This window comes from Pseudomonas sp. GW821-FHT05D12, from assembly GCF_059419825.1.
The window spans coordinates 98,633-123,746 of record NZ_JBWKSN010000008.1 but is presented as its reverse complement, the minus strand read 5'-3'; the positions used below and the strand labels follow the sequence as shown (position 1 = coordinate 123,746).

Sequence of the window (25,114 nt, the reverse complement as noted above, 5' to 3'; positions counted from 1 at the left end):
GCCTTACTCAGTAGTAGGCGTTTTCTTTCTGCGTGTGGTCAGTCACGTCGCGTACACCCTTGAGCTCTGGAATACGTTCCAGCAGGGTGCGCTCGATGCCTTCGCGCAGGGTCACGTCCGCCTGGCCGCAGCCCTGGCAGCCGCCGCCGAATTTCAATACGGCGATACCGTCTTCCACTACATCGATCAAGCTGACCTGACCGCCGTGGCTGGCCAGCCCCGGGTTGATCTCGGTTTGCAGGTAGTAGTTGATGCGCTCGTTGACCGGGCTGTCAGCATTCACGTTCGGCACCTTGGCGTTCGGCGCCTTGATGGTCAACTGGCCGCCCATACGGTCGGTGGCGTAGTCGACCACGGCGTCGTCGAGGAAGGCTTCGCTGAAGGCGTCGATGTACGCGGTGAAGCTTTTCAGCCCCAGCGCGGTGTCTTCAGGTTTCTCTTCCCCAGGCTTGCAGTAGGCAATGCAAGTCTCGGCGTATTGGGTGCCGGGCTGGGTAATAAAGACGCGGATACCGATACCCGGGGTGTTCTGCTTGGACAGCAGGTCGGCCAGGTAATCGTGGGCGGCGTCGGTAATGGTTATGGCAGTCATGGAAACTCCTCACAGGCTTGCGGGCAGTTTACGCCAAATCATTACAGAGGTACAAAGTCCTAGTATTTTTGTCGGGATAAATTTGACCGTTGGTCGCCATCGAACCAGCCCTTGAGCAGGCGATAACTGCCCTTTTCCAGCCAGCGGTAGCTGCCCAGGGCACCCAGGCCGATGATCACCACGCACACCGCCAGCACGGCATACGGGTTCAGGCCGTAGCGCTGGGCGGCGTAACCACCGGCGGACAACACCAGCACGTGCAGCAGATACACCGAATAGGAACAGTCCCCCAGCACTTTAAGCAATCGATTGTCCGCGAAGAAGCGCTCCAGCGCCATGCACGCCACCACCAGCACCGCGCTGGGCAGGCCCCAGGTCAGCGCCCGTGGCGAAGCCGGCCAATGGTAGATCGCCAGCAGCGCGGCGGCGACGCCCAGCAACGGCAGCCACACGCCGGGACGAATCCAGCCCTTGCGGTAGAGCATGCCAATGCCGATGCCCATCAGGAACTCGACCACGATATCCGAGCGGTAGAACTCGCTGATCCAGCCGAATGACGTCCAGGCCTCGCACACCGCGAACAACAGCGCCGCGACCACCAGCAATCGCCACTGCCGACGGAACAGCAGCGCCCAGGCGAACAGCAGGTAGAAGAGCATTTCGTAGTTCAGCGTCCAGCCCACATTGAGCGTCGGGTACACCCCATAGCCGCCGGGGTTCTCGGAAGGGATAAAGAACAACGACATCAGCACATGGGCCGCATCGACGCTCTGATCCGGCAGCATTGGCCGGGCAACCACCACCAGCAAGGCCATCAGCAAGGTGTAGAACCAATAGGCCGGCACGATGCGCAACAGGCGGTAGAGCAGGAATCGCCAGGGCGGCAGGTCCTTGTCCTGGGTGGACAGGAAGATCACCAGGCCGCTGATCACGAAAAACACGTCCACGCCCGCCGCGCCCTTTTCCACAAACAGCCGGCCCAGGGCGGTGTCCGCCTTGAAGCCGAAGAAAATCTGCATGAAGTGGTGCCCCACCACTGTCCAGGCCGCCAGAGCGCGCAGCGCCTGTACCGAGATCAACATTGTCCGCCACCCTTCCCAACACCGATGCCTGAAGTTGGGACCATGGCGGGCGGACAAAGGTCGATCAAAGATTCTCGTAGCGATTCATATCCAGCACACCCTCTTCCATCGGCGTGGTTTCGTGGATGTAGCGCGACAGGTCATGGAAGTACTGCCAGAACAACGGATGGCTGCGGCGCACGCCCCAGCGGTCGACAATCTTCTCAAAGCGGTTGGCGTCCTTGGCCCGCTCCATTTCGGCGACGAACTCGGGGACTTCCTGCGCAGGAATGTTAAACATGAAGTTCGGGTAGCTGATGAGCACGCCGGGGTAGATGGTCACGGTGTCCAGGCCCGGCTGATAGCGGTAGGCCTCACCCAGCAGGAACGCCACGTTACTGTGCGCGCGATTGCGCAACATGCTGTAGACCACGCGCTTGCCGCGGGTGGTCTCGATCCGCAGCATCGTCGCCTCAGGCAACTGGTCGATGACCTTGAGCCCGGCTGCCGGGCGCGCCGTCAGGCGACTCAGGGCCTGCTCGGCATCCTGCAATGCCGGGTCGATCCCGTCACGCGAGCAAAAGGCGCCGTCACAACGGTTGATCGGGTCCGGACTGGCATTCAGGTCGCCATATCGCGCGAGCAACTGGTTGGCAAAGTCACGCTTGGGGTCCTTGGCATCCAGGTGCAGGCCGGTGGGCGTGTCGTCGTCGATCGCCTCGTAGTCCAGCCACAACTTGAGCTTGCCGCTGTTCTGGTACCAGTCGTCGAGGAAATCCTCGCGACTGTCGGCCGGCATCAGGCGCAGGAAGTTCTGCTCGGCACCGTTGCGGATCAAGTCGAAATACAGGCGGGTCTGGGCCTGGTGCGACACATTGCCGAACACATCGAAGTTCACCGCCAATTGGTAATAGGTGCGTTCCAGCAGCGGGTAGTCAAACAGCCACATCGTCTGTGGCACCTCACCGATCAGGCCCTTGGTCACCGAGGCGCTGTCGAAGTGGCGGAAAATACTCAGCAAGGCATTGTCATTGCCGGCCCACAGGCTCGACCAACTCGGCGGCGGCAGATCGGCGTAACTGTCGCGGCGCAAGGCCTCGTATTCATTGCGTTTGTCGCGGTAGGCCAGCCACAGGCTCAGCACGCTGCCGACGTCATCGTTCTGCCCCGGCATCGCCAGCAGCGGCGTGGCCTGGCCGCGATAACGCGCATCGGTGATGTACAGGTCGTGCTCGGGGTCCTGGAACAGGGCCCAGAAGTTGTCGCGGATCACGTCCGTGGCGATCTGCCCACGGCACACCGGCCCGCGAATGAAGGTGCGCACGAAATACTCGGCGTTATCGAGCATGAACTGGTAGCGCGCCTTGGCCGGGATCGCCTCGAAGGTTTCGAACGGGTTGGCACGACGGCCCGGCCCGTAACCCGGCAAGGCGTCGACCTGCCAGTTGCCGGCGTAGAACAACTCCTTGATGTGCGCCATCTTCGCCGCGCTGAACGGGTACGTGATGTGGGTTTTATGCACGATCACGCCCTGCACTGGCCACAACCGGTAGTACACCTGGGTGCCGGGGTCGTCATTCGGGCGGCGCGTGGCGATCAGGTCGATGGGCTGGCCGCTTGGCGTGCGTGAACGCACCCATTGGAAGAAATGCCCCGGCTCGCCGTTCTCGAAATAGATGTGCGCGAGGAACAGATGTTCGAACAACCAGCGCGCCACCAGGCTTTCGCGGGCGCCCGGTTGGTTGAAGAGGTTTTCCCACTGCTGCACCTGCAGCGCTTCCCTGGCGCTGGGCGCCAGGCCCTGCTCGTCAATCGGCGCGCCGGAGGCCAGCCAGCGTTGCAGGGTCTGGTATTGCTGGTCGGTCAGGCCGGTGACGGCCAGCGGCATGCCTTCCTTGGGATGGGCGCCGGCATAGGCGTTGAATTCGCCGGGCATTGCGCACATGTTCTCGCGGCTGAGGCCCAGCACGATCTCTTCGGGCAACTTGGCATTCGGCTGCAGCGGCGCGTTATGCCCCAGCTCCAGCATGCGCGCCATCAGCGCGGCCTGGCTGCCCTGGGCATCGAGTACCGAATAGAAGCCCTTCTGCTGCCAGGCCTGCTTGCCGAAGGCGTCGTAGAACAATCGGGTCGTCGGCGTGGCCCGGCTGCGTTCGCCGTCATACACCGGCACTTTGGTAGCCCCGCGCGCCGCGCCCTCGGCGCTGCCCAGGTTCAACTGGCAGGCGGAGTCGTAGCAGGCATGGCAGGCCACGCATTTCTCGGTGAAGATCGGTTGGATGTCGCGGGTATAAGAGATCGCCGGAGCGGGACCTTCTGCCGTGGCAGTACTGGCTATCAAGGCCAGGACGGCGCTGACGATAAGACGAAGTGACATGTATCCGGTCCCGATTCAATGCGTGCGCTGAAAAATTGCCGACAAGTCTACCGATGTCGACGCGCCATCAACGTGAGCGATATTCATGCAAAAACCTTGCATGCTCTAAAAGCGCACAGGTTTGCTATGATCCACGCCCTCCGTAATGCCTGAACTAGAGTAGTCCCATGCCCGATCGTAGCGCTCGCCTGCACGCCCTTCACCAAGCCCTCAAGGAACGCATCCTGATCCTCGACGGCGGCATGGGCACGATGATCCAGAGCTATAAGCTCGAAGAGCAGGACTACCGTGGCAAGCGCTTCGCCGATTGGCCAAGCGACGTCAAGGGCAACAACGACCTGCTGGTGATCACCCGTCCGGACGTGATCGGCGGCATCGAAAAAGCCTACCTGGATGCGGGTGCCGACATCCTCGAAACCAACACCTTCAACGCCACGCGCATTTCCATGGCCGACTACGGCATGGAAGAACTGGCCTACGAATTGAATGTGGAAGGCGCACGCCTGGCGCGCAAGATTGCCGACGCCAAGACCCTGGAAAACCCGGCCAAGCCGCGTTTCGTCGCCGGCGTGCTCGGCCCTACCAGCCGCACCTGCTCGCTGTCGCCGGACGTGAACAACCCCGGCTACCGCAACGTGACCTTCGATGAACTGGTGGAGAACTACACCGAGGCCACCAAGGGCCTGATCGAAGGCGGCGCCGACCTGATCCTGATCGAGACCATCTTCGACACCCTCAACGCCAAGGCCGCGATCTTCGCCGTGCAAGGCGTGTTCGAGGAGTTGAATGTCGAGCTGCCGATCATGATCTCCGGCACCATCACCGACGCCTCCGGCCGTACCCTGTCGGGCCAGACCACCGAAGCGTTCTGGAACTCCGTGGCCCATGCCAAGCCGCTGTCCGTCGGCCTCAACTGCGCCCTGGGTGCCAGCGAGCTGCGCCCGTACCTGGAGGAGCTGTCGAACAAGGCCAACACCCATGTGTCCGCGCACCCCAACGCCGGCCTGCCCAACGAATTCGGCGAGTACGACGAACTGCCGTCGCAAACCGCCAAAGTCATCGAGGAATTCGCCCAGAGCGGCTTCCTGAATATCGTCGGCGGCTGCTGCGGCACCACGCCGGGCCATATCGAAGCCATCGCCAAGGCCGTGGCCGGGTATGCGCCGCGCGTGATCCCGGACATTCCCAAGGCCTGCCGCCTGTCGGGCCTGGAGCCGTTCACGATTGATCGCAGCTCGCTGTTCGTCAACGTCGGCGAGCGGACCAACATCACCGGTTCCGCGCGCTTTGCCCGCCTGATCCGTGAAGACAACTACACCGAGGCCCTGGAAGTCGCCCTGCAGCAGGTCGAAGCCGGCGCCCAGGTGATCGACATCAACATGGACGAAGGCATGCTGGATTCGAAGAAGGCCATGGTGACCTTCCTCAATCTGATTGCCGGCGAACCGGACATTTCCCGCGTACCGATCATGATCGACTCCTCGAAGTGGGAAGTCATCGAGGCTGGCCTCAAGTGCATCCAGGGCAAGGGCATCGTCAACTCGATCAGCATGAAGGAAGGCGTCGAGCAGTTCATTCACCATGCCAAGCTGTGCAAGCGCTACGGCGCGGCAGTGGTGGTGATGGCGTTCGACGAAGCCGGCCAGGCCGACACCGAGGCGCGCAAGAAAGAAATCTGCAAACGCTCCTACGACATCCTGGTGAATGAAGTTGGCTTCCCGCCGGAAGACATCATCTTCGACCCGAACATCTTCGCGGTCGCCACCGGTATCGAGGAGCACAACAACTACGCCGTCGACTTCATCAACGCCTGTGCCTATATCCGTGACGAGCTGCCGTACGCGCTGACCTCCGGCGGCGTGTCCAACGTGTCGTTCTCGTTCCGCGGCAACAACCCGGTGCGCGAGGCGATCCACTCGGTGTTCCTGCTGTATGCGATCCGCAACGGCCTGACCATGGGGATCGTCAACGCCGGCCAGCTGGAGATCTACGACCAGATCCCGACCGAGCTGCGCGACGCCGTGGAAGACGTGGTGCTCAATCGCACCCCGGAAGGCACCGATGCCCTCCTCGCCATTGCCGACAAGTACAAGGGTGACGGCAGCGTCAAGGAAGCCGAGACCGAGGAATGGCGTGGCTGGGACGTCAACAAGCGCCTGGAACACGCACTGGTCAAGGGCATCACCACCCACATCGTCGAAGACACCGAGGAATCCCGCCAGTCGTTCGCGCGCCCCATCGAGGTGATCGAAGGCCCGTTGATGTCCGGCATGAACATCGTCGGCGACCTGTTCGGTGCCGGCAAAATGTTCCTGCCCCAGGTGGTCAAGTCCGCACGCGTGATGAAGCAGGCCGTGGCCCACCTGATCCCGTTCATCGAGCTGGAAAAAGGCGACAAGCCGGAAGCCAAGGGCAAGATCCTGATGGCGACGGTGAAGGGCGACGTGCACGACATCGGCAAGAACATCGTCGGCGTGGTGCTCGGTTGCAACGGCTATGACATTGTCGACCTGGGCGTGATGGTGCCGGCGGAGAAGATCCTGCAGGTGGCCAAGGAGCAGAAGTGCGACATCATCGGGCTCTCTGGCCTGATCACCCCGTCCCTGGACGAGATGGTCCACGTAGCCCGCGAGATGCAGCGCCAGGACTTCTACCTGCCGCTGATGATCGGCGGCGCGACCACTTCCAAGGCGCACACGGCGGTGAAGATCGAACCCAAGTACAGCAACGACGCAGTGATCTACGTGACCGACGCCTCGCGCGCGGTGGGCGTGGCCACGCAGCTGCTGTCCAAGGAGCTGAAGGCCGGCTTCGTCGAGAAGACCCGCCTGGAATACATCGACGTGCGTGAGCGCACCTCCAACCGCAGCGCGCGCACCGAACGCCTGAGCTACCCGGCGGCCATCGCCAAGAAGCCGCAGTTCGACTGGGCAACCTACACGCCGGTGAAGCCGACCTTTACCGGCTCCAGGGTGCTGGACAATATCGACCTCAAGGTGCTGGCCGAGTACATCGACTGGACCCCTTTCTTTATCTCCTGGGACCTGGCTGGCAAGTTCCCGCGCATCCTCGACGATGAAGTGGTCGGCGAAGCCGCCACCGCGCTGTATGCCGATGCCCAGGAAATGCTCAAGAAACTGATCAACGAAAAGCTCATCAGCGCACGTGCGGTGTTCGGCTTCTGGCCGACCAACCAGGTGCAGGACGATGACCTGGAAGTCTACGGTGATGACGGCCAGCCGATCGCCCGGCTGCACCACCTGCGCCAGCAGATCATCAAGACCGACGGCAAGCCGAACTTCTCCCTGGCCGACTTCGTCGCACCCAAGGACAGCGGCGTGACCGACTACATCGGTGGCTTTATCACCACCGCTGGCATCGGCGCCGAAGAAGTGGCCAAGGCCTACCAGGACGCGGGGGACGACTACAACTCGATCATGGTCAAGGCCCTCGCCGACCGCCTCGCCGAAGCCTGCGCCGAGTGGCTGCACCAGCAGGTGCGTAAAGAGCACTGGGGGTATGCCAAGGACGAGCAACTGGATAACGAGGCGCTGATCAAGGAGCAGTACAGCGGCATCCGCCCTGCCCCCGGCTACCCGGCCTGCCCGGATCACACCGAGAAAGCCCAGCTGTTCCAACTGCTCGACCCCGAGGCCCGCGAAATGCACGCCGGGCGCAGCGGTGTGTTCCTCACCGAGCACTACGCGATGTTCCCGGCGGCGGCGGTCAGCGGTTGGTACTTCGCCCACCCGCAGGCGCAGTATTTTGCCGTGGGCAAGATCGACAAGGACCAGGTCAGCAGCTACACCGCGCGCAAAGGCCAGGACCTGGCCGTGACCGAGCGCTGGTTGGCCCCCAACCTGGGCTACGACAACTGACGCCTGGGGGATTGTCTATGCTGTCCCTCACACACCTTGTGTCGAGGGATGTATGGACGATCCAGCCAACAACAAGCCGCCAACCTTCTGGCAGATGCTCCACAGCGTGATGGCGGCCGCCTTTGGCGTGCAGAGCGGCAAGAACCGCGCCCGCGACTTCACCCACGGCAAGCCCAGCCACTTTGTGATCCTGGGCATTCTGTTCACGGCGGTGTTTGCGCTGACGCTGTTTGGCATCGTGCAACTGGTGCTGCACGTGGCTGGCGTATAAACCCAACCTGTCTGTCAGAGCTGGCAAGCCAGCTCTTACAGGGGTCCGTATCTATAACTACTGGTGGCTGACCCAGAACACGGCAGTTCCAACCACCAGGATTATCAAGAACAGAATGGCCCAGGCGTCCACGGTACTGTCGGGTTTACGGGCTTTTGTCGAATTGCTCATCGCATCGCCTCTTGTCGGTTTTATAGGTGATCACGTTCAGACACGATCACAGTAAAGTCGACGATTGCCCGCATGACAAATGTGGGTATCGCGATAACCGTTCTCATTAGTCATTTTGGTTATTTGCATATACTCAAACATCACTTTTGCGCATAAACGCAAACTGGTATCGTGCGCCGGCTCCGTTGGGAGTGCGCGGCCGTGCGCGCAGATTTGCCGAGAACAGGACCTATATGTACGTATACGACGAATACGATCAGCGCATCATCGAGGACCGCGTCAAGCAGTTCCGTGATCAGACCCGACGCTACCTAGCAGGTGAACTGAGCGAAGAAGAGTTCCGCCCTCTGCGCCTGCAAAATGGCCTTTATGTTCAGCGCTTTGCGCCGATGTTGCGAGTTGCCGTGCCCTACGGCCAGTTGACCTCGCGCCAGATGCGCATGATGGCCAAGATTGCCCGCGACTTCGACAAAGGCTATGCCCACATCAGTACCCGCCAGAACGTGCAGTTCAACTGGCCGGCGCTGGAAGATGTGCCGGACATCCTGGCTGAACTGGCGACCGTGCAGATGCACGCCATTCAGACCAGCGGTAACTGCCTGCGCAACGTGACCACCGACCAGTTTGCCGGCGTTGCCGCCGACGAGCTGATCGACCCACGCCCCTGGTGTGAAATCGTCCGCCAATGGACCACATTCCACCCAGAATTCGCCTACCTGCCGCGCAAGTTCAAGATCGCCATCAATGGCTCGACTTCGGACCGTGCGGCCATCGAAGTCCACGACATCGGCCTGGAGCCGGTGTACAACGCCGCCGGCGAGCTGGGCTTCCGCGTGCTGGTGGGCGGTGGCCTCGGCCGGACCCCGGTGGTCGGTGCGTTCATCAACGAATTCCTGCCGTGGCAGGACCTGTTGAGCTACCTCGACGCGATCCTGCGGGTCTACAACCGCTATGGCCGTCGTGACAACAAGTACAAGGCCCGGATCAAGATCCTGGTCAAGGCGCTGACCCCTGAGGTATTCGCCCAGAAAGTCGACGCCGAGATGGAACACCTGCGCGGCGGCCAGACCACCCTGACCGAAGCCGAAGTACACCGTGTGGCCAAGCACTTCGTCGACCCCGAGTACAAGGCCCTGAGCAATCAGGACGCCGAGCTCGCCGCGCTCGACCAGCAGCACCCAGGCTTTGCCCGCTGGCGCACCCGCAACACCCTGGCGCACAAGCGTCCTGGCTATGTGGCCGTGACCCTGTCGCTGAAACCGACCGGCGTTGCGCCGGGCGATATCACCGACAAACAGCTGGACGCCGTCGCCGACCTGGCCGACCGCTACAGCTTCGGTCAACTGCGTACTTCCCACGAGCAGAACATCATTCTCGCGGACGTTGAACAGAGCCAACTGTTCACCCTGTGGGGCGAGCTGCGCGAAGGCGGTTTCGCCACGCCGAACATCGGCCTGTTGACCGACATCATCTGCTGCCCGGGCGGCGACTTCTGCTCCCTGGCCAACGCCAAGTCGATCCCGATCGCCGAATCGATCCAGCGCCGCTTCGACGACCTGGACTACCTGTTCGACATCGGCGAGCTGGACTTGAACATCTCCGGTTGCATGAACGCCTGTGGTCACCACCACGTCGGCCACATCGGCATCCTGGGCGTGGACAAGAAAGGCGAAGAATTCTACCAAGTGTCCCTGGGTGGCAGCGCCAGCCGCGATGCGAGCCTGGGCAAGATCCTCGGCCCGTCCTTCGCCCAGGAAGCCATGCCCGAGGTGATCGGCAAGCTGATCGACGTGTACATCGAACAGCGCACCGAAGATGAGCGTTTCATCGACACCTACCAGCGCATCGGCATTGACCTGTTCAAGGAGCGCGTCTATGCAGCGAATCATTAAGAACAACGAAGTCGTCGACGAAACCTGGCACCTGCTGCCCAAGGACGCGAGCTTCGATGGCATTTCCAACTGCGACGACCTGATCGTACCGCTGGCCCTGTGGCGCGAACACGGTCACGCCCTCAAGGCCCGCGACGGCGGCCTGGGTGTGTGGCTGGACGCCGATGAAGAGGCCGAGGAAATCGGCGAAGACGTGGCGCACTTCCAGGTTATCGCCCTGAACTTCCCGGCCTTCACCGATGGCCGCAACTACTCCAATGCCCGCCTGTTGCGTGACCGCTACGGTTACAAGGGCGAGCTGCGGGCGATTGGCGACGTGCTGCGCGACCAGCTGTTCTACCTGCACCGCTGCGGCTTCGATGCCTTCGCCTTGCGCGCCGACAAAGACCCGTACGAAGCACTGGAAAGCCTCAAGGATTTCTCGGTGACGTACCAGGCTGCAACGGATGAACCGCTGCCGCTGTTCCGTCGCCGCTGAGTCTGCACAAATGAAAAAGCCCTGGCATGCCAGGGCTTTTTTATGAGTTGAGTTTGATCGACGCCAGCACCTGCTTCTGCCCCATCGAACACGGCACACCTTCCGGTTGCGCGCGTACTGCGTCGATCACCCCGAGTAACTGCGCCTTGCTGTGCGCCAGTTGTGCCTGCATCGCTTCAATCTGCTCGACCTTGCGTTCGAGCGCCTCGATCAGCTCGTCGCGCTTGTGCTCGCCGGGGGCGGGCATCAGCGCCTTGAGTTCCTGCAAGGTGAAACCGGCCTGCTGCGCGCTCTGGATCAAGCGCAGCGTCTGCAAGGCCTCCGGTGCATAGCGGCGATAGCCATTGGCCTGGCGCCCCACCTGGCTGATCAGCCCCTCGGCTTCATAGAAACGGATACGCGACGCCGCCAGCCCACTCTGTTTGGCCAACTCACCAATATTCATCGACACTGCCTGCTTGACATTAAAGTTAACTTTAAGCTTAGCCTGAGGCCTCCCCTGCTCAGGAGTCAACCCATGTCACCCTTTGAACCCTTGCAACTGCCCAATGGCCAAGTCATCGCCAACCGTATCGCCAAGGCCGCGATGGAAGAGAATATGGCGGATGCCCAACAGGCCCCGTCCCGCGAATTGAAGCAGTTGTACAAGACCTGGGCAGACGGCGAACCGGGCCTGCTGCTGACCGGCAACGTGATGATCGACCGCCACGCCATGACCGGCCCCGGCGGCGTGGCCCTCGAAGACGAACAGCACCTGGACAGCTTTCGCGAATGGGCCGATGTGGCCCGCGCCAAGGGCGTGCATTTCTGGGTGCAGCTCAGCCATCCGGGCCGCCAGACCATGGCCAACCTGGGCCAGCAGGCAATAGCGCCTTCCGCCGTCGCCCTTGACCTGGGCGGCTTTTCCAAGATGTTCGCCAAGCCCAGGGCCATGACGGAGGAGGATATCCAGGACGTGATCAAGCGCTTCGCCACCAGCGCCCGCCTGGCAGAAAAAGCCGGCTTTACCGGGGTACAGATTCACGGCGCGCATGGCTACCTGATCAGCCAGTTTCTGTCGCCGCTGAGCAATCGGCGCACCGACCGTTGGGGCGGTTCGCTGGAGAACCGTGCGCGCCTGTTGCTGGAGGTGATCCACGCAGTGCGCGCCAACGTCAGCGCGTCATTTTGCGTAGCAGTCAAACTCAATTCGGCGGACTTCCAGCGCGGCGGCTTCGACGAGGACGACGCACGCGCCGTGATCGAGATGCTCAACCCGCTGCCCATCGACCTGCTCGAGCTGTCCGGCGGCAGCTATGAAGCACCGGCCATGCAGGGCGAAGCACGCGACGGCCGCACCCTGGCGCGTGAAGCCTACTTCCTGGCGTTCGCCAGCGAAGTGGCCGCCATCGCCACGATGCCGGTGATGGTCACCGGTGGCATCCGCCGCCTGCCCATCGTGCAACAAGTGCTCGACAGCGGCATCGCCATGGCCGGCATCGCCACCGCACTGACCCTGGAACCGCAACTGATCAAGCACTGGCGCGAAGGCCGCGACCTCAACCCGCAACTGCAACCCATCGACTGGAAGCGCAAACCCCTGGCCGCCCTCGCCATCCTCGCCGTGGTGCGCTACCAGATGCGCCGCCTGAGCCGTGGGCACCGGCCCAATCCCAAGGTGATCGCATGGACGGCGCTGGTCCGCGACCAGTGGTTTATCGCGCGGCGCACCCGGCAATACCGTGCGGCCATGACGCAATCTTCACATTAAGCGCGGAGCATTCGCCGTGATCGAACTGTCCCCTATTGATCAGCAATTTTTAACCTCACTGACGATTGGAGTTCTTCATGGCGAAAATCAACCTGGCCCAGCAATTGGCGACCACCCTTGAACAGGCGGGCATCAAGCGCATCTGGGGCCTGACCGGCGACAGCCTCAATGGCCTCACCGACGCCCTGCGCACCATGGACAGCATCGAGTGGATGCACGTGCGCCACGAAGAAGTGGCCGCCTTCGCCGCCGGTGCCGAGGCCGCCGCCACCGGTGAACTGACCGTGTGCGCCGGCAGCTGTGGGCCGGGCAACCTGCACTTGATCAATGGCCTGTTCGACTGCCATCGCAACCATGTGCCGGTACTGGCGATTGCGGCGCAGATCCCTTCGTCCGAGATCGGCCTGAACTACTTCCAGGAAACCCATCCCCAGGAGTTGTTCAAGGAGTGCAGCCACTTCATCGAGCTGGTCACCAACCCCGAGCAGATGCCGCACGTGCTGCACCGCGCCATGCGCTCGGCGATCCTCAATCGCGGCGTGGCGGTGGTGGTGATTCCGGGGGATGTGTCGCTGCTGGAGGTCGAAGACAAACTCAAGCCCTGGCCGGCCCTGCACGCACCGCGCACCCTGCCGGCGGAACAGGACCTGCAGCGCCTGACCGAAATCCTCGAGAGCAGCGAGAAAGTCACCCTGCTGTGCGGCAGTGGCTGCGCCGGTGCCCACGATCAGGTGGTCGCCCTGGCCGACGCCCTGGGTGCCCCAGTGGTGCACGCCCTGCGCGGCAAGGAGCACGTGGAATGGGACAACCCGTTCGACGTGGGCATGACCGGCCTGATCGGCTTCAGCTCCGGTTACCACGCCATGCTCGACTGCGACACGCTGATCATGCTCGGCACCGACTTCCCGTATCGCCAGTTCTACCCGACTGACGCGAAGATCATCCAGGTCGACCGCAACCCGCAGGCGCTGGGCCGTCGTACCACGCTGGACCTGGGCATCGCCGCCGACGTCAGCGAGACCCTCGACGCGTTGCTGCAACGCCTGACCCGCAAGACCGATCGCAGCTTCCTCGAGACTTCCCTGAAGCACTACGAGAAAGCACGCCAGGGGCTGGATGACCTCGCGCAACCGTCGAAGGCCAATCGACCGATTCACCCGCAGTACGTCGCGCGCCTGCTCGGTGAACTGGCCGATGACGATGCCATCTTCACCGCCGACGTCGGCTCGCCGACCGTGTGGGCCGCGCGCTACTTGAAGATGAATGGCCGGCGCCGGCTGATCGGCTCGTTCAACCATGGTTCCATGGCCAATGCCATGCCCCAGGCCATCGGTGCCCAGGCGGCATTCCCCGGGCGGCAAGTGATTTCGATGTCGGGTGACGGTGGCTTCGCCATGTTGATGGGGGATTTCATCTCGTTGGCACAGCTGCAGTTGCCGGTCAAAGTCATCGTGTTCGATAACTCATCCCTGGGCTTTGTCGCCATGGAAATGAAGGCCGCAGGCTACCTGGATGCCGGCACCGAGTTGAAAAACCCGGACTTCGCGGCGATGTCCAACGCCATGGGCATCCTCGGCATTCGCGTGGAGCAATCCGAAGACCTGGAGCCGGCCCTGCGTCGCGCCCTGGCCCATGATGGCCCGGTGCTGGTGGACGTGGTCACCGCGACCCAGGAACTGGTGATGCCGCCAACCATCAAGCTGGAGCAGGCCAAGGGCTTCAGCCTGTATATGCTCAAGGCGGTGATGAGCGGGCGCGGCGATGAAGTGATCGAACTGGCGCGCACCAACTGGCTGCGATAAAGCCGCCTGGGCGGGGAGCGGGCGTGCCCACTCCCCCGTTTGGCTCGGGTTATCGGCTCAGGCTGTCTGTTTTTCTACCCACTGGCCGTAGGCATCAATAAAGGCCTGCAGGAACGGTTTGGTCTTGTCCGAGACCTTGCCGGACTCATCGAACACGCTGCCCGCGCCACCCAGGTAGGCCTCGGGTTGCTGCATGCACGGCACATTGAGGAACACCAGCGATTGACGCAGGTGGTGGTTGGCGCCAAACCCACCAATCGCACCCGGCGACACGCTGATGATGGCGCCCGGCTTGCCGCTCCAGGCACTTTGGCCGTATGGGCGCGAACCCACGTCAATCGCATTCTTCAACGGGGCGGGCACGGAGCGGTTGTACTCCGGTGTCACAAACAGCACCGCGTCGGATGAGCGTACTTGCTGACGGAAAGTACTGTACGCTGCCGGCGGCGCAGCACCGTCGATGTCTTCGTTGTAGAGCGGCAAATCGCCAATTTCCACAATGTTCAACTTCAGGTTGGCAGGGGCCAGTTCGGCCAATGCCAGGGCGACCTTGCGGTTGATCGAGTCTTTTCTCAAGCTGCCAACCAGGACGGCAATCGTGTAGACCTTGCTCATTGGGGTTTCCCGACGTCTGACTAAAGGAGCTTGTAGTTATAGAGTCTTCGCGGCGCGTTCACCAGAAGGTTTTGATAATCCTCCAGGCGTTTTTCTCGCAGCCCAATGCGTAGGAAGTGTCTGAAAAGGTCAGCGAATAGTATTTTTTTTCCATAGGTAAACTACCCCGCTCTATGACGGTCTACACCACCGCAAATCGAGTGTTTATCTCCAGAGGTTCTAAACAGATGGCAGCAGTACTAGTCGGACAGTTTCATGCCAGAGACGCAGAAGGACGTGTGTACTCGGTGCATGAGTTCCAGGAATCCAACCCGGCGCAAGGCGACCTGGCTGGCTCGGCACCCACCACCACCTACAAGCTGGCCATTGGCGACCGTGTAGAAAAACTGGAAGGCGATGAGTTCAAGCTGATCCAGTCGGGGACCATCATCGTGCGCGAATCGCAGACCACCCTCGCTTCATAAGCCTGATCCCCCGAACGTACCCGCTCAGTCCCGGCCATTGACGGCATTGACTGGGCCGGGCGATCACGGCCGGCGGATCTCGGTGATTTCCAGCCCCGGCTCCCCGTCGACTTGCTTGAGTGTCACCATCAACCTCCCCCGCTCGCCCTCCACCGCATACATCAGGCGCGTGTAGCCCGGCGAGTTGTACGCGGGATACGCCACCACCTGCCTGACCAGCGTCATGTCCAGCACCGTACCCACCTGCGCGCCCACCTGTTCCTCGGCACGGATAAACGCCTCCAGGGCAAGGTTTTGCGGGGTGATTTCGTCATGATTGCTGAAGAGATAAGCGGCCACGCACCCTACGGTCACCAGGACCAGCAGTGGCTTGGCCGTTACCCCGAGGAATATCGAGGGCAAACGCATATGAGACCAGACCTGTTTTTGTTGTGTGTGCCGGTCACCGGCTTTGGTCGTTGTCGATCAGACGAGCCATTCTAATCAGGTCGATGGGTAATGCCAGATGATTTACTGGTCGCCGTAGGTAATATCCTTGTTCTCACCCACGCCCCCCAGTGTGCGGTCCTTGCCGAACGAAAACAGATCGAACGGCGTTCGCGTTTGGGTAGGCGGGAAGTGGTACTGATAGGCAACGCCCCAGGGATCGCTCAGCAGGTCTTCGTCGACATAAGGCCCCTTCCATTTCGTCTCGCCCGCCGGCTGCGTGGCCAGGGCCTCAAGGCCCTCGCTGTCAGTCGGGTAGCGGCCGGTGTCCTGGTGAAACCGCTCGACGGCTGCACCGAGCGTGGCCACCTGGGTCTTGGCCGTGGAAATTTCCGTCAGCGCCACATCGCCAAACAATCGTGGGCCCACGGCAAGTGCGAGCAAGCCAATGATGACGAGTGCCACCAACACCGCCCACCGGGTAAAGCCGTGTTGGCGCTGGAGGATGTTGACCCTGGTACTTCCCGGCATGGTAAGGCTCTCCGTCATCGCGCGATTGAACACTCTTTATACAGCCTGCTGGTTGCAGTTGCGTGCATGATTAACGGTAGTCGACGCCAATCAACGCCCCAGCTCTTTTTTGCCCACCCATTGAATCCCCGTCCTCCTGACCCTAGACTCCGGCCATGCGTTTACGTCATATCGAAGTGATTCAGGCCATCTTGCAGACCGGACACCTCGGCACGGCCGCCGAATGGTTGCAACTGCCTGTGGGCGATGTAGAGGCGACGCTCAAGGATGCCGAGCAGCAAGTGGGTTTCATGTTGTTCGCCAGCGTGCGCGGGCGCTTGCAGGCGACCCGCGAGACCCTGGAGCTGCAGGTCGAAATGGCCCACCTGCAGGAAGCACTGGAACCGGTGCAACGCCTGGCCAGCCGTTTGAAACACCATCACGCTCCGACCTTGCGCGCCCTCTGCACCCCGCCGCTGGCCAACCAATTGCTGCCACACAGTATTGCAGTGCTGCGCCGACGCTTCCAGGACACACCATGCAACCTCTCCAGCCAGCCGACGCGGGATATCGTCCGGAGCCTGCTGCTGCATGAAGCCGACGTCGGCTTGAGCCTGCATGACCCGCAGCACCCGCAAATCCACTGCAGCGTGCTGGCCCAAGGCAAGCTGCAACTGCTGGCACCCCATGGGTGGCTCAAGCCCAAGCAAAAGTACATTGCGCTGCAGGACCTGGCCGGCCAATCGATGATCGGCCTGGAAGGACAAGACCCGCTCAGCCGTCTGCTGGACGCCAAGCTGCAAGCCTTGCGCCCGCTGCCGGTGGTGCAGACACGGGTACAGACTTACCAGATGATGCGCAGCATGGTGGAGGCCGGCGAAGGCCTGGCGATTGTCGACCCCTTCACCGCGTTCGGTGCGCGCGAGGCCGGGCTGGATGCCTGCCCGGTGTCGCCGCCGATCATGGTCAGCCTGTATGCGCTGACCCTCAAGGAGGGCGTGGCCTCACCGGCCCTGAATGCGTTGCTGGAGATCGTCACGCAAAAGGCCGAGGGCCTGCTCGCCAGCGACACCAAACCCCTCGCCCCTACACCTTGAACAACCGATACCAGAAAATCGCCACTTCGCGGGTCTGCGGATCAATGCCGCGATAGCGCAGGTGGTCGATCCCGCCCATCACATAGCCGCAACGCTCATACAAACGGCAGGCCCCCAGGTTGTTGTTCTGGGTTTCGAGCATCATGCCCGGCAGGTTTTTCTTGCGGCTCCAGAACTGCGCCACATCCAGCAACGCCTTGGCCACCCCATGGCGTCGCGCGGGCAACGCCACCGCCAACTCGTCCACGTGGGCAAAGCCGTTCCAGTTGGTACTGATCACGATATGCCCGACCGCCCGATCATCCAGGTACGCCATGAAGATCGCACTGTCCGGCGCATCGCGAAAACTGGCGAATTCCTCCGGGTCGATGCCATAGCACTTGCGGTACGGCACGATGCGCTCCACGGGCCATTGATCGACCCGCTTGCCCATCTGCGGCTCACCGTAGGCAACGACCTCGAAGCTGAAGTCATTGCCCCACACGTAGGCATCGAAGCCTTCGTCGGCGACCCGCACACTGAGCCCCGGATACTTCGGGTTCATTACAGCTTGCATAAACATTCTTAACCCTTGATGCAATCGACGGTGTAACAACGACCACTGCCGTCGTCTTCGTGTTGCAATCCATGAACATCGGCGACAAAACCGGGAAAACTGCTATCGAACGTCCGGGCAAAGGCCAGGTAGTCAATGATCGATCGCGTCGACTCGGTAAAGCGCTCGCCCGGCATGATCAGCGGGATGCCGGGCGGATAAGGCACCAGCATCACCGCGGCTATGCGCCCTGGCAACGCATCGATAGACACCGCTTCCACCTCGCCCCTGACCAGTTGGTCGTAGGCGTGCGCCGGTTTCATCGCGATTTCCGGTAAAACCGTGTACATCCGTTTGAGGTGCTTGGCGGTCGCGTTGCTACGGTAACAGCTATGCAACTGATCGCACAGGTCGCGCAGGCCGAGGCCCTGATAGCGCAACGGGCCCTGTGCGAACACCGATGGCAAACAACTGGCCAGGCTGGCATTGGCGTCGTAGTTGCGCTTGAACTCCAGCAACTCGGTGAGCAAGGTACTCCATTTACCCTTGGTGATGCCCATCGAAAACAGCACCAGGAAGGAATACAACCCGGTCTTTTCCACCACCAGCCCACGTTCCCAGAGGAATTTACTGACCACCGCCGCAGGAATGCCGCAGTCGCTCAGGGCGCCGCCGGCGTTGAGTCCCGGCATCACCAGGGTGACTTTGATCGGGTCCAGCAGCACATAGTCCTCAGCCACATCGCCGAAGCCGTGCCAATCATCCTGCGGCTGCAACAGCCAATCCGCCGTCGCCACGCGGTCGATACCGGCCACCGAGGGCGGTTGCCAGATGGAAAACCACCAGTCCTCAGCGGCAATGTGCTGGCGCAGATTGGCCAGCGCGCGACGAAAGCTCAGGGCTTCGTCGAACATTTCCTGCAGCAGCGAACGCCCGGCGGGGCCTTCCATCATCGCCGAGGCCACGTCCAGCGAGGCGATGATGCTGTACTGCGGCGAGGTGGAAATATGCATCATGAACGCTTCGTTGAACCGATCACGGTCCAGCTGGCGGGCGCCGCCGTCCTGCACATGGATCATCGAGGCCTGGCTGAACGCGGCCAACAGCTTGTGCGTTGAGTGGGTGGTGAACACCAGCGGGCTGTCCGGGGTCCGCGAGGTGCCCATGCCATAACGGCCGGCGAAGAACTCGTGGAAGGCGGCGTAGGCGTACCAGGCCTCGTCAAAGTGCAGCACCTCGACACTGTTGCCCAATTGCTGCTTGATCAGCTCGGCGTTGTAGCACAGCCCGTCATAGGTAGAGTTGGTCACCACCGCCAGCTTGACCTTCGCCGGTCGACCACGGGCCAGCGGGCTGGCCTCGATCTTGGCACGGATCGATTCCGGGCTGAATTCACTCAGGGGGATCGGGCCGATGATCCCCAGTTCGTTGCGTTCCGGGCACAGGTACAGCGGGATGGCACCGGTCATGATGATCGAATGCAACACCGACTTGTGGCAATTGCGGTCCACCAGCACCAGGTCGTCGCGCCCGACCATGGAGTGCCAGACGATCTTGTTGGCGGTCGACGTGCCGTTGATCACGAAGAACGTGTGATCGGCGCCAAAGTTGCGCGCGGCGCGGGCTTCGGCTTCGGCCAGCGGTCCGGTGTGATCGAGCAGCGAGCCTAGTTCGGGCACCGAGACCGACAAGTCCGAGCGCAGGGTGTTCTCGCCAAAGAACTGATGAAACGCCTGCCCCACCGGACTCTTGCGATAAGCCACGCCGCCGCCATGGCCGGGGGTGTGCCAGGAATAATTGGAGTCGGCGGTGTGCTGCACCAGCGCCTTGAAAAACGGCGGCAACAGGCCGTCCAGGTAAGTGCGCGCCGCACGCGCCACTTGGCGGGCGAGAAACGGCACGGTGTCTTCGAACAGGTAAAGAATGCCACGCAGTTGGTTGAGTTCGCTCATGGCATCGGCCGGGGCGTTCTCCAGGGTGACTTGCTCGCCCAGGGCAAAGATCGGCAGGTTCGGCGCCCGCACCCGCGCGAGGCGGATCAGCTCGACCATATTCTGCAGCAGATGGGTGTTTTCGCCGGCGCCTTCAGCGGCAATCAGCATGCACGCCAGGCCATGATGGGTAGAGGCCACCAGCCGGCCTTCGGCGTAGTCCACCGCGGAAAAGATACTGAAGCCCTCTTGCTCCAACTCCCCGGCGATGCCTCGAACCCGATCACCGGCAACGGTGTCGGCCTTGATGTCACGGTGCACGATCAGCACTGGGAACTTCAGGTCTTTGTACATGGGTGCGGGCAGTCCTGAGGGCTATGCACTCAGGGTAGAAGCTTGCGGGCAATGGCGCGAATGAAGATTTTGAAAGCGATGCACATCACCTGCAGGCGCCGGCTGGCCGCCGATAGCGTCGAGCCAGCCGCATTATCCATGGCTGATACATCGCTATCGCCGGCAAGCCGGCTCCCGTAGAGGGACCGGTTATTGCTGGGTCAGTTGGGTCCACAACGCCGGCGCGCCCGCCGACTTGGCAATCGCCTCCAGGCGCGCGGCATGCTCGGCCAGGTCTTGCTCGCTGGCGCGGATGATCGTGGTGGGCTTGCGGTCCGCCGGCAGGCGACGGATCTCCGAAGGCCGGTTGCCCGAGCCTTCCGCCGAACCGCTGCCGTCGGACGCGTTGCCTGCCAGGGACAGGCTGGTTTGCCCACCCGTCATGGTCAGGTAGACGTCGGCGAGAATCTCGGAGTCGAGCAAGGCGCCGTGGAGTTCACGGCCGGAGTTGTCGACGCCATACCGCTTGCACAACGCATCGAGGCTGTTGCGCTGGCCGGGGTGACGCTCGCGGGCCATCATCAAGGTGTCGAGGATCGAGCAGTGCTGGGAGATGTCCGCGCGATCCGTCTGCCCCATCAGGGCAAATTCGTTATTGATGAAGCCGACGTCGAACGCCGCGTTATGGATGATCAGCTGGGCGCCGTTGATGAATTCGAAGAACTCGTCCGCCACTTCGGCGAATCGCGGCTTGCCCTTGAGGAACTCGTCGGTGATGCCGTGGACGCCGATCGCGCCTTCGTCACTGTCGCGATCCGGTTGCAGGTAGACGTGGAAGTGGCGACCGGTAAGGCGGCGACCCATCAGTTCGACACAGCCGATTTCAATGATCCGGTGGCCGTCGGTCACCGGCATGCCGGTGGTTTCGGTATCGAGTACAACAGATCGGATGGCCATCAGGGTTCAGCTCTCAACGGTGTGGTGTGGATCAAAGGGCGCGATGTTAACACGTCAGCCGGCTTCAACTCTGCTTGTAGCCGCGCACTTCATCCACGCCCCGGTTGGCCAGTTGGTCGGCGCGCTCGTTGCCCGGATGGCCGATGTGACCGCGCACCCATTTCCAGGTGATGTCATGGCGGTTGCATTGTTCATCGAGCAATTGCCACAGGTCGGCATTCTTCACCGGTTCCTTGGCCGCGGTTTTCCAGCCACGCTTCTTCCAGTTGACCATCCACTCGTTGATGCCCTTCATCACGTATTGCGAGTCGGTCACCAGCAGCACGTTGCAGCGGCGCTTGAGTTCTTCGAGGCCGCGAATCGCGCCCATCAGTTCCATGCGGTTGTTGGTGGTGTTGGCTTCGCCGCCCCACAACTCCTTCTCCACGCCCTTGCACACCAGCAACGCGCCCCAGCCGCCAGGGCCGGGGTTGCCCTTGCAGGCACCATCAGTGAAGAGTTCTACGCTATCGGTCATCGGTTGCTCGGTCTGAAATCAAAAAAGTTTTACGGTTCGCTTTGCTTGCGGTTGACCTTGGCCATCGGCATCGGCACCAGCTTGCCCATGGACTGGCGTGGTACCTGGCGCACGGGACGCAGCCCGACCACGATCTTGCGTGCCACCAATAAATAGAAGCCGCCGCCAGACAACTGCCAGGCACCCGCGCGGCGTTCCCAGCCGGCCAGGCGGCCTTGCCACTTGGCGGACGCAAGCGGCGGACGATAGCACCCGAAGCGGCGTTTCTCCAGCGCGAAGCCCAGCAGGTTCAGCCAGTCGCCAACCCGTGACGGCGAGATGCAGCGTGCCTGGCGCAAGCCGTCATGGGCGAACACATGGCGCAGGCCCCAACTGCTCCAGGGGTTGATGCCGACAATCAGCAAATGGCCACCTGGGCGCACACTGCTCGCCGCTTCGCGCAACAAACCGTGGGGCGACAGGCAGAAATCCAGGCCGTGCTGCAACACCACCACATCGGCGGCGTGCTCGCTCAACGGCCAGGCCTGCTCTTCGCAGACAATCTCCACCCCCGGCAACGGCGCCCCCAGGCGCACGTTGCGTTGCACCTGCGGCGCGGCAGGCGGTGTCTGGGCCGACGGGCCGTAGTGCACCAGGTAGCCGCCAAAGAACCGGCCCAACTCGTCTTCGAGCATGCGCCGCTCTTCATCCAGCAGAAATTGCCCGATCGGCCCGGACAGCCATTCGCGGGCGGCGCTGATCAGTGCCAGCCACTCAGGATCGGCCTGGGCGAACGCTTTATCAGTCATTGCATTCTCCAACTCGCCTAGACGTTCTAAGATGCACCAATGTGTTCAGCTTGGCGAATCGAAGAATGATACAGATCAGTGCCCTGCCCGCCTTCACCGATAACTACATCTGGGTGTTACAAGACCCCGAAACCAACCGCTGCGCCGTGGTCGACCCCGGCGATGCCGCGCCCGTGCTGGCCTGGCTCAAGCAGAACCCGGACTGGACCCTCAGCGACATCCTGGTCACCCACCATCACCATGATCATGTCGGCGGTGTCGAGCAACTCAAAACCGCGACGGGTGCCAAGGTCTACGGCCCGGCGAACGAAAACATCCCGGCGCGGGATGTCGCCCTGCAGGATAACGACCGTATCAGCGTGCTCGGCTGGGATTTCGACGTGTACGCCGTGCCCGGCCACACCCTGGGCCATATCGCCTTTTATCACCAGGGCGTGCTGCTGTGTGGCGACACCCTGTTCGCCGCCGGTTGCGGGCGCCTGTTCGAAGGCACGCCGGAGCAGATGCACACTTCGCTGCAACGCCTGGCCGCCCTGCCCGCCGACACGCGGGTGTATTGCACCCACGAATACACACAAAGCAACCTCAAGTTCGCCCAGGCGGTGGAACCGGACAACGCCGATATCGCCAAACGCGTGGAAAACGTCCGCCAACTGCGTGACCGCGGCGAGATGACGCTGCCGTCCAACCTGGCCCTGGAGAAACTCACCAACCCCTTTTTGCGTACCGCTGAAACATCCGTTAAACAAAAAGCGGACGAACGGAATGGCCGCGACAACCGCACTGGGGCCGAGGTGTTTGCTAGCTTGAGGGCTTGGAAAGATAAGTTCTAACGGGATGCAATCTGATACGCAATTTCTGAATGGTTGACCGGAACCAAAGTGCTTTCTAGAATCGCCCGACATTTTTGCCCGGAACTTACTTCCAGCCAATGTCGTCATCTATTCGTAAATCCAACCATTCAGACGCATTGACCCGCCTGGCTCAAGCCGTGGCGGTGGCCGTGTCCGCGACTCTGGCGGGCTGCCAATCGACAAATTTCGCTGCACAATCCACCGTGCAACCCAAACCCAATCTTGCCGCCAAGATCAAGCAAAAACCTATTTGGCTTTCAGAGAAGCCCAGCCCCGAAGTGCCCCAGGATGTCTGGGAACGCATGCGCCGGGGCTTTCAATTGCAGGACGGCCTGGGCGTCAACCCACGCATCGAGCAACAGCGCCTGTGGTTCGCCAGCAACCCGTCCTTCCTGGAGAACGCCGGTGAACGCGGCAGTCTCTACATTCATTACATCGTCGAACGCCTTGAAGAGCGCAACATGCCCCTGGAGCTGGCGCTGCTGCCAGTGATCGAAAGTGCCTACAATCCAATGGCCTATTCGCGCAGCGATGCGGTCGGCTTGTGGCAGTTCATCCCCTCCACCGGTCGCTACTTCAACCTGCGCCAGACCCGCGCCTATGATGGCCGCCGCGATATCACCGCCTCCACCACCGCCGCCCTGGACTATCTGACCCGTCTGCACGATATGTTCAACGGTGACTGGCTGCTGGCGCTGGCCGCCTATAACGCCGGCGAAGGCACGGTCAGCCGGGCCATCGAGCGCAACGAGAAGCTCGGCCTGCCCACCGACTACTGGAACCTGCCCCTGCCCCAGGAAACCAAGGACTACGTGCCCAAGTTCCTGGCGCTGTCCCAGGTGGTATTGGCCCCGGAGGCCTACGGCGTCAACCTGAACCCGATCGCCAACACGCCGTACTTCGAAGTGGTGGAAGTCAAGCAGAGCATGGACCTGTCCCGGGTCGCCGCGCTGGCCGAGATCGACGAAGACGAACTGTTCCAGCTCAACCCGGCACTCAAGCAGCGCACCACCCTGGACGGCCCGCAGCATCTGTTGGTGCCAAGTTCCAAGGCGCAACTGCTCACCAGCAGCCTTTCGGCGATGAAGCCCGAGGAATTGCTGGCGTTGCGTCCGAAGAAGCCGGTGTTCGACGAAGTTGAAACGGCACGGGTGGCCGGGCGTACCCGCAGCTACAAGGTGCGCAGTGGCGACAACCTCACGCTGATCGCCAAGGCGAACAAGGTCGATGTGCATGACCTGCAGCGCTGGAACAAGCTCAACGGCCAGGCGCTCAAGGTCGGCCAGACCCTGGTGATGCAGGACACGCGCAAGCTGGTGGCCAAGGCTGACAGCAAGAAGCCGGTGCAATACAAGGTCAAGAAAGGCGATTCGCTGTATATCGTCGCCAAACGTTTCAACGTCGAGATGCAACATCTCAAGCGCTGGAACCCGCGCACTGGCCAGGCGTTGAAGCCGGGGCAGATGCTGGTGGTTTCCGGCCCCCGGTAACCGGCTCGCAAGCGGGCGCAGGTGGGAGCTGGCTTGCCGAGGCTGCGAAGGCGGCGGCATTACTGGCATCCTCTTCGCCTGAGATACCGCTTTCGCAGCCTCGCTGAAGCTCGACAACTCCCACAGGGGTTTGCGGTGTCGCCGTTATTTCAATCCCCTGTGGGATCGCAATATCCGAAGCGACGCAGCCCAAGTGTGGGAGCTGGCTTGCCCTGGCGAGACTGCGAAGGCGGCGGCATTGCTGGAATTTTCTTCGCCTGAGACAGCGCTTTCGCAGCCTCGCTGAAGCTCGACAACTCCCACAGGGGATTGCGGTGTCGCCGTT

General features: G+C 61.9%; 22 protein-coding genes. 10 read left to right on the top strand and 12 right to left on the bottom strand.

The features are described from left to right. Positions 1 to 7: 7 nt before the first annotated feature. The 3 genes from nfuA to AC07SI_RS16775 form a co-directional block, all read right to left on the bottom strand. Positions 8 to 592 carry a Fe-S biogenesis protein NfuA gene (gene nfuA / locus AC07SI_RS16785; protein WP_003173594.1) on the bottom strand — a complete coding sequence of 195 codons (585 nt, stop codon included), beginning with the start codon at positions 590 to 592 and terminating at the stop codon, positions 8 to 10. Positions 593 to 651: 59 nt separating this feature from the next. After that, positions 652 to 1,674, bottom strand: a complete 1,023-nt coding sequence (locus AC07SI_RS16780) for an acyltransferase family protein (protein WP_120448369.1) — start codon at positions 1,672 to 1,674, stop codon at positions 652 to 654. 64 nt (positions 1,675 to 1,738) lie between these two features. After that, positions 1,739 to 4,030, bottom strand: a complete 2,292-nt coding sequence (locus tag AC07SI_RS16775) for a fatty acid cis/trans isomerase (protein WP_495006118.1) — start codon at positions 4,028 to 4,030, stop codon at positions 1,739 to 1,741. A gap of 167 nt (positions 4,031 to 4,197) precedes the next feature. Between AC07SI_RS16775 and metH the strand changes: the two genes are divergently transcribed. The 4 genes from metH (at position 4,198) to AC07SI_RS16755 (ending at position 10,720) form a co-directional block, all read left to right on the top strand. Next, positions 4,198 to 7,908 carry a methionine synthase gene (gene metH, locus AC07SI_RS16770; RefSeq protein ID WP_495006117.1) on the top strand — a complete coding sequence of 1,237 codons (3,711 nt, stop codon included), beginning with the start codon at positions 4,198 to 4,200 and terminating at the stop codon, positions 7,906 to 7,908. 52 nt (positions 7,909 to 7,960) lie between these two features. Next, positions 7,961 to 8,179 (top strand): DUF2970 domain-containing protein, encoded by a 219-nt coding sequence (locus AC07SI_RS16765; RefSeq protein WP_065906428.1) that lies wholly within the window; start codon positions 7,961 to 7,963, stop codon positions 8,177 to 8,179. A 404-nt stretch (positions 8,180 to 8,583) separates the two neighbouring features. Next, positions 8,584 to 10,242 carry a nitrite/sulfite reductase gene (locus AC07SI_RS16760; protein WP_106804181.1) on the top strand — a complete coding sequence of 553 codons (1,659 nt, stop codon included), beginning with the start codon at positions 8,584 to 8,586 and terminating at the stop codon, positions 10,240 to 10,242. Further along, on the top strand, positions 10,226 to 10,720 hold the full coding sequence (locus AC07SI_RS16755; RefSeq protein WP_065906424.1) for a DUF934 domain-containing protein: 495 nt from the start codon (positions 10,226 to 10,228) through the stop codon (positions 10,718 to 10,720). Before AC07SI_RS16760 ends, AC07SI_RS16755 begins: the two co-directional genes overlap by 17 nt. A 40-nt stretch (positions 10,721 to 10,760) precedes the next feature. Here AC07SI_RS16755 and AC07SI_RS16750 read toward each other — a convergent pair whose 3' ends face one another. Next, complete coding sequence (locus tag AC07SI_RS16750; RefSeq protein WP_065906419.1) at positions 10,761 to 11,165, bottom strand: MerR family transcriptional regulator; 405 nt, start codon at positions 11,163 to 11,165, stop codon at positions 10,761 to 10,763. A gap of 72 nt (positions 11,166 to 11,237) precedes the next feature. Between AC07SI_RS16750 and AC07SI_RS16745 the strand changes: the two genes are divergently transcribed. Together AC07SI_RS16745 and poxB are read left to right on the top strand one after the other, a co-directional pair. After that, a complete protein-coding gene (locus AC07SI_RS16745) occupies positions 11,238 to 12,470 on the top strand; it encodes an NADH:flavin oxidoreductase/NADH oxidase family protein (RefSeq protein WP_495006116.1) in 1,233 nt (410 codons plus the stop codon). Positions 12,471 to 12,547: 77 nt separating this feature from the next. Continuing rightward, positions 12,548 to 14,272: a ubiquinone-dependent pyruvate dehydrogenase gene (gene poxB, locus AC07SI_RS16740; RefSeq protein ID WP_495006115.1), complete on the top strand. Its 1,725-nt coding sequence runs from the start codon at positions 12,548 to 12,550 to the stop codon at positions 14,270 to 14,272. Positions 14,273 to 14,329: 57 nt separating this feature from the next. Here poxB and AC07SI_RS16735 read toward each other — a convergent pair whose 3' ends face one another. Further along, complete coding sequence (locus AC07SI_RS16735; RefSeq protein WP_106804184.1) at positions 14,330 to 14,887, bottom strand: NADPH-dependent FMN reductase; 558 nt, start codon at positions 14,885 to 14,887, stop codon at positions 14,330 to 14,332. 227 nt (positions 14,888 to 15,114) lie between these two features. Here AC07SI_RS16735 and AC07SI_RS16730 point away from each other — a divergent pair, with 227 nt between their 5' ends. Beyond that, positions 15,115 to 15,351, top strand: coding sequence for a hypothetical protein (locus AC07SI_RS16730; protein ID WP_027606489.1), 237 nt, complete (start codon positions 15,115 to 15,117; stop codon positions 15,349 to 15,351). 63 nt (positions 15,352 to 15,414) lie between these two features. On the opposite strand, the gene AC07SI_RS16725 is transcribed toward AC07SI_RS16730, so the two are convergent. Then, complete coding sequence (locus tag AC07SI_RS16725) at positions 15,415 to 15,759, bottom strand: hypothetical protein (protein WP_106804185.1); 345 nt, start codon at positions 15,757 to 15,759, stop codon at positions 15,415 to 15,417. A 102-nt stretch (positions 15,760 to 15,861) separates the two neighbouring features. Further along, the gene (gspG, locus tag AC07SI_RS16720; RefSeq protein ID WP_495006114.1) at positions 15,862 to 16,308 is read right to left on the bottom strand and encodes a type II secretion system major pseudopilin GspG; all 447 of its coding nucleotides are present in this window, start codon (positions 16,306 to 16,308) and stop codon (positions 15,862 to 15,864) included. Positions 16,309 to 16,463: 155 nt separating this feature from the next. On the opposite strand from gspG, the gene AC07SI_RS16715 reads away from it, so the two are divergent. Then, positions 16,464 to 17,384 (top strand): LysR substrate-binding domain-containing protein, encoded by a 921-nt coding sequence (locus tag AC07SI_RS16715; RefSeq protein ID WP_120448362.1) that lies wholly within the window; start codon positions 16,464 to 16,466, stop codon positions 17,382 to 17,384. Here AC07SI_RS16715 and AC07SI_RS16710 read toward each other — a convergent pair. The 5 genes from AC07SI_RS16710 to AC07SI_RS16690 form a co-directional block, all read right to left on the bottom strand. Then, on the bottom strand, positions 17,374 to 17,940 hold the full coding sequence (locus AC07SI_RS16710) for a GNAT family N-acetyltransferase (RefSeq protein WP_083221450.1): 567 nt from the start codon (positions 17,938 to 17,940) through the stop codon (positions 17,374 to 17,376). The two genes, AC07SI_RS16715 and AC07SI_RS16710, sit on opposite strands and share 11 nt — an antisense overlap. 8 nt (positions 17,941 to 17,948) lie before the next feature. After that, a complete protein-coding gene (locus tag AC07SI_RS16705) occupies positions 17,949 to 20,204 on the bottom strand; it encodes an Orn/Lys/Arg family decarboxylase (protein WP_315420272.1) in 2,256 nt (751 codons plus the stop codon). A gap of 189 nt (positions 20,205 to 20,393) precedes the next feature. Beyond that, positions 20,394 to 21,134, bottom strand: coding sequence for a DNA polymerase III subunit epsilon (gene dnaQ, locus AC07SI_RS16700; RefSeq protein ID WP_162946153.1), 741 nt, complete (start codon positions 21,132 to 21,134; stop codon positions 20,394 to 20,396). A 70-nt stretch (positions 21,135 to 21,204) separates the two neighbouring features. Next, positions 21,205 to 21,657, bottom strand: coding sequence for a ribonuclease HI (gene rnhA / locus AC07SI_RS16695; protein ID WP_003173571.1), 453 nt, complete (start codon positions 21,655 to 21,657; stop codon positions 21,205 to 21,207). A gap of 29 nt (positions 21,658 to 21,686) precedes the next feature. Further along, the gene (locus AC07SI_RS16690) at positions 21,687 to 22,445 is read right to left on the bottom strand and encodes a class I SAM-dependent methyltransferase (RefSeq protein WP_201144156.1); all 759 of its coding nucleotides are present in this window, start codon (positions 22,443 to 22,445) and stop codon (positions 21,687 to 21,689) included. A gap of 65 nt (positions 22,446 to 22,510) precedes the next feature. On the opposite strand from AC07SI_RS16690, the gene gloB reads away from it, so the two are divergent. Further along, complete coding sequence (gene gloB, locus AC07SI_RS16685; RefSeq protein WP_065906401.1) at positions 22,511 to 23,278, top strand: hydroxyacylglutathione hydrolase; 768 nt, start codon at positions 22,511 to 22,513, stop codon at positions 23,276 to 23,278. Between the two features lie 98 nt (positions 23,279 to 23,376). Continuing rightward, positions 23,377 to 24,789, top strand: a complete 1,413-nt coding sequence (locus AC07SI_RS16680; protein ID WP_065906399.1) for a lytic transglycosylase domain-containing protein — start codon at positions 23,377 to 23,379, stop codon at positions 24,787 to 24,789. Positions 24,790 to 25,114: the final 325 nt, after the last annotated feature.

What these genes read in the sequence shown, in the direction of transcription:
- AC07SI_RS16680 (WP_065906399.1), top strand. Translation starts at nt 23,377, where the DNA reads ATGTCGTCATCTATTCGTAAATCCAACCATTCAGACGCATTGACCCGC.
- AC07SI_RS16715 (WP_120448362.1), top strand. Translation starts at nt 16,464, where the DNA reads ATGCGTTTACGTCATATCGAAGTGATTCAGGCCATCTTGCAGACCGGA.
- AC07SI_RS16730 (WP_027606489.1), top strand. Translation starts at nt 15,115, where the DNA reads ATGGCAGCAGTACTAGTCGGACAGTTTCATGCCAGAGACGCAGAAGGA.
- AC07SI_RS16710 (WP_083221450.1), bottom strand. Translation starts at nt 17,940, where the DNA reads ATGCAAGCTGTAATGAACCCGAAGTATCCGGGGCTCAGTGTGCGGGTC.
- nfuA (WP_003173594.1), bottom strand. Translation starts at nt 592, where the DNA reads ATGACTGCCATAACCATTACCGACGCCGCCCACGATTACCTGGCCGAC.
- AC07SI_RS16750 (WP_065906419.1), bottom strand. Translation starts at nt 11,165, where the DNA reads ATGAATATTGGTGAGTTGGCCAAACAGAGTGGGCTGGCGGCGTCGCGT.
- rnhA (WP_003173571.1), bottom strand. Translation starts at nt 21,657, where the DNA reads ATGACCGATAGCGTAGAACTCTTCACTGATGGTGCCTGCAAGGGCAAC.
- gspG (WP_495006114.1), bottom strand. Translation starts at nt 16,308, where the DNA reads ATGCCGGGAAGTACCAGGGTCAACATCCTCCAGCGCCAACACGGCTTT.
- AC07SI_RS16765 (WP_065906428.1), top strand. Translation starts at nt 7,961, where the DNA reads ATGGACGATCCAGCCAACAACAAGCCGCCAACCTTCTGGCAGATGCTC.
- AC07SI_RS16745 (WP_495006116.1), top strand. Translation starts at nt 11,238, where the DNA reads ATGTCACCCTTTGAACCCTTGCAACTGCCCAATGGCCAAGTCATCGCC.
- AC07SI_RS16705 (WP_315420272.1), bottom strand. Translation starts at nt 20,204, where the DNA reads ATGTACAAAGACCTGAAGTTCCCAGTGCTGATCGTGCACCGTGACATC.
- poxB (WP_495006115.1), top strand. Translation starts at nt 12,548, where the DNA reads ATGGCGAAAATCAACCTGGCCCAGCAATTGGCGACCACCCTTGAACAG.
- gloB (WP_065906401.1), top strand. Translation starts at nt 22,511, where the DNA reads ATGATACAGATCAGTGCCCTGCCCGCCTTCACCGATAACTACATCTGG.
- AC07SI_RS16735 (WP_106804184.1), bottom strand. Translation starts at nt 14,887, where the DNA reads ATGAGCAAGGTCTACACGATTGCCGTCCTGGTTGGCAGCTTGAGAAAA.
- metH (WP_495006117.1), top strand. Translation starts at nt 4,198, where the DNA reads ATGCCCGATCGTAGCGCTCGCCTGCACGCCCTTCACCAAGCCCTCAAG.
- AC07SI_RS16760 (WP_106804181.1), top strand. Translation starts at nt 8,584, where the DNA reads ATGTACGTATACGACGAATACGATCAGCGCATCATCGAGGACCGCGTC.
- AC07SI_RS16690 (WP_201144156.1), bottom strand. Translation starts at nt 22,445, where the DNA reads ATGACTGATAAAGCGTTCGCCCAGGCCGATCCTGAGTGGCTGGCACTG.
- AC07SI_RS16780 (WP_120448369.1), bottom strand. Translation starts at nt 1,674, where the DNA reads ATGTTGATCTCGGTACAGGCGCTGCGCGCTCTGGCGGCCTGGACAGTG.
- AC07SI_RS16755 (WP_065906424.1), top strand. Translation starts at nt 10,226, where the DNA reads ATGCAGCGAATCATTAAGAACAACGAAGTCGTCGACGAAACCTGGCAC.
- AC07SI_RS16775 (WP_495006118.1), bottom strand. Translation starts at nt 4,030, where the DNA reads ATGTCACTTCGTCTTATCGTCAGCGCCGTCCTGGCCTTGATAGCCAGT.
- AC07SI_RS16725 (WP_106804185.1), bottom strand. Translation starts at nt 15,759, where the DNA reads ATGCGTTTGCCCTCGATATTCCTCGGGGTAACGGCCAAGCCACTGCTG.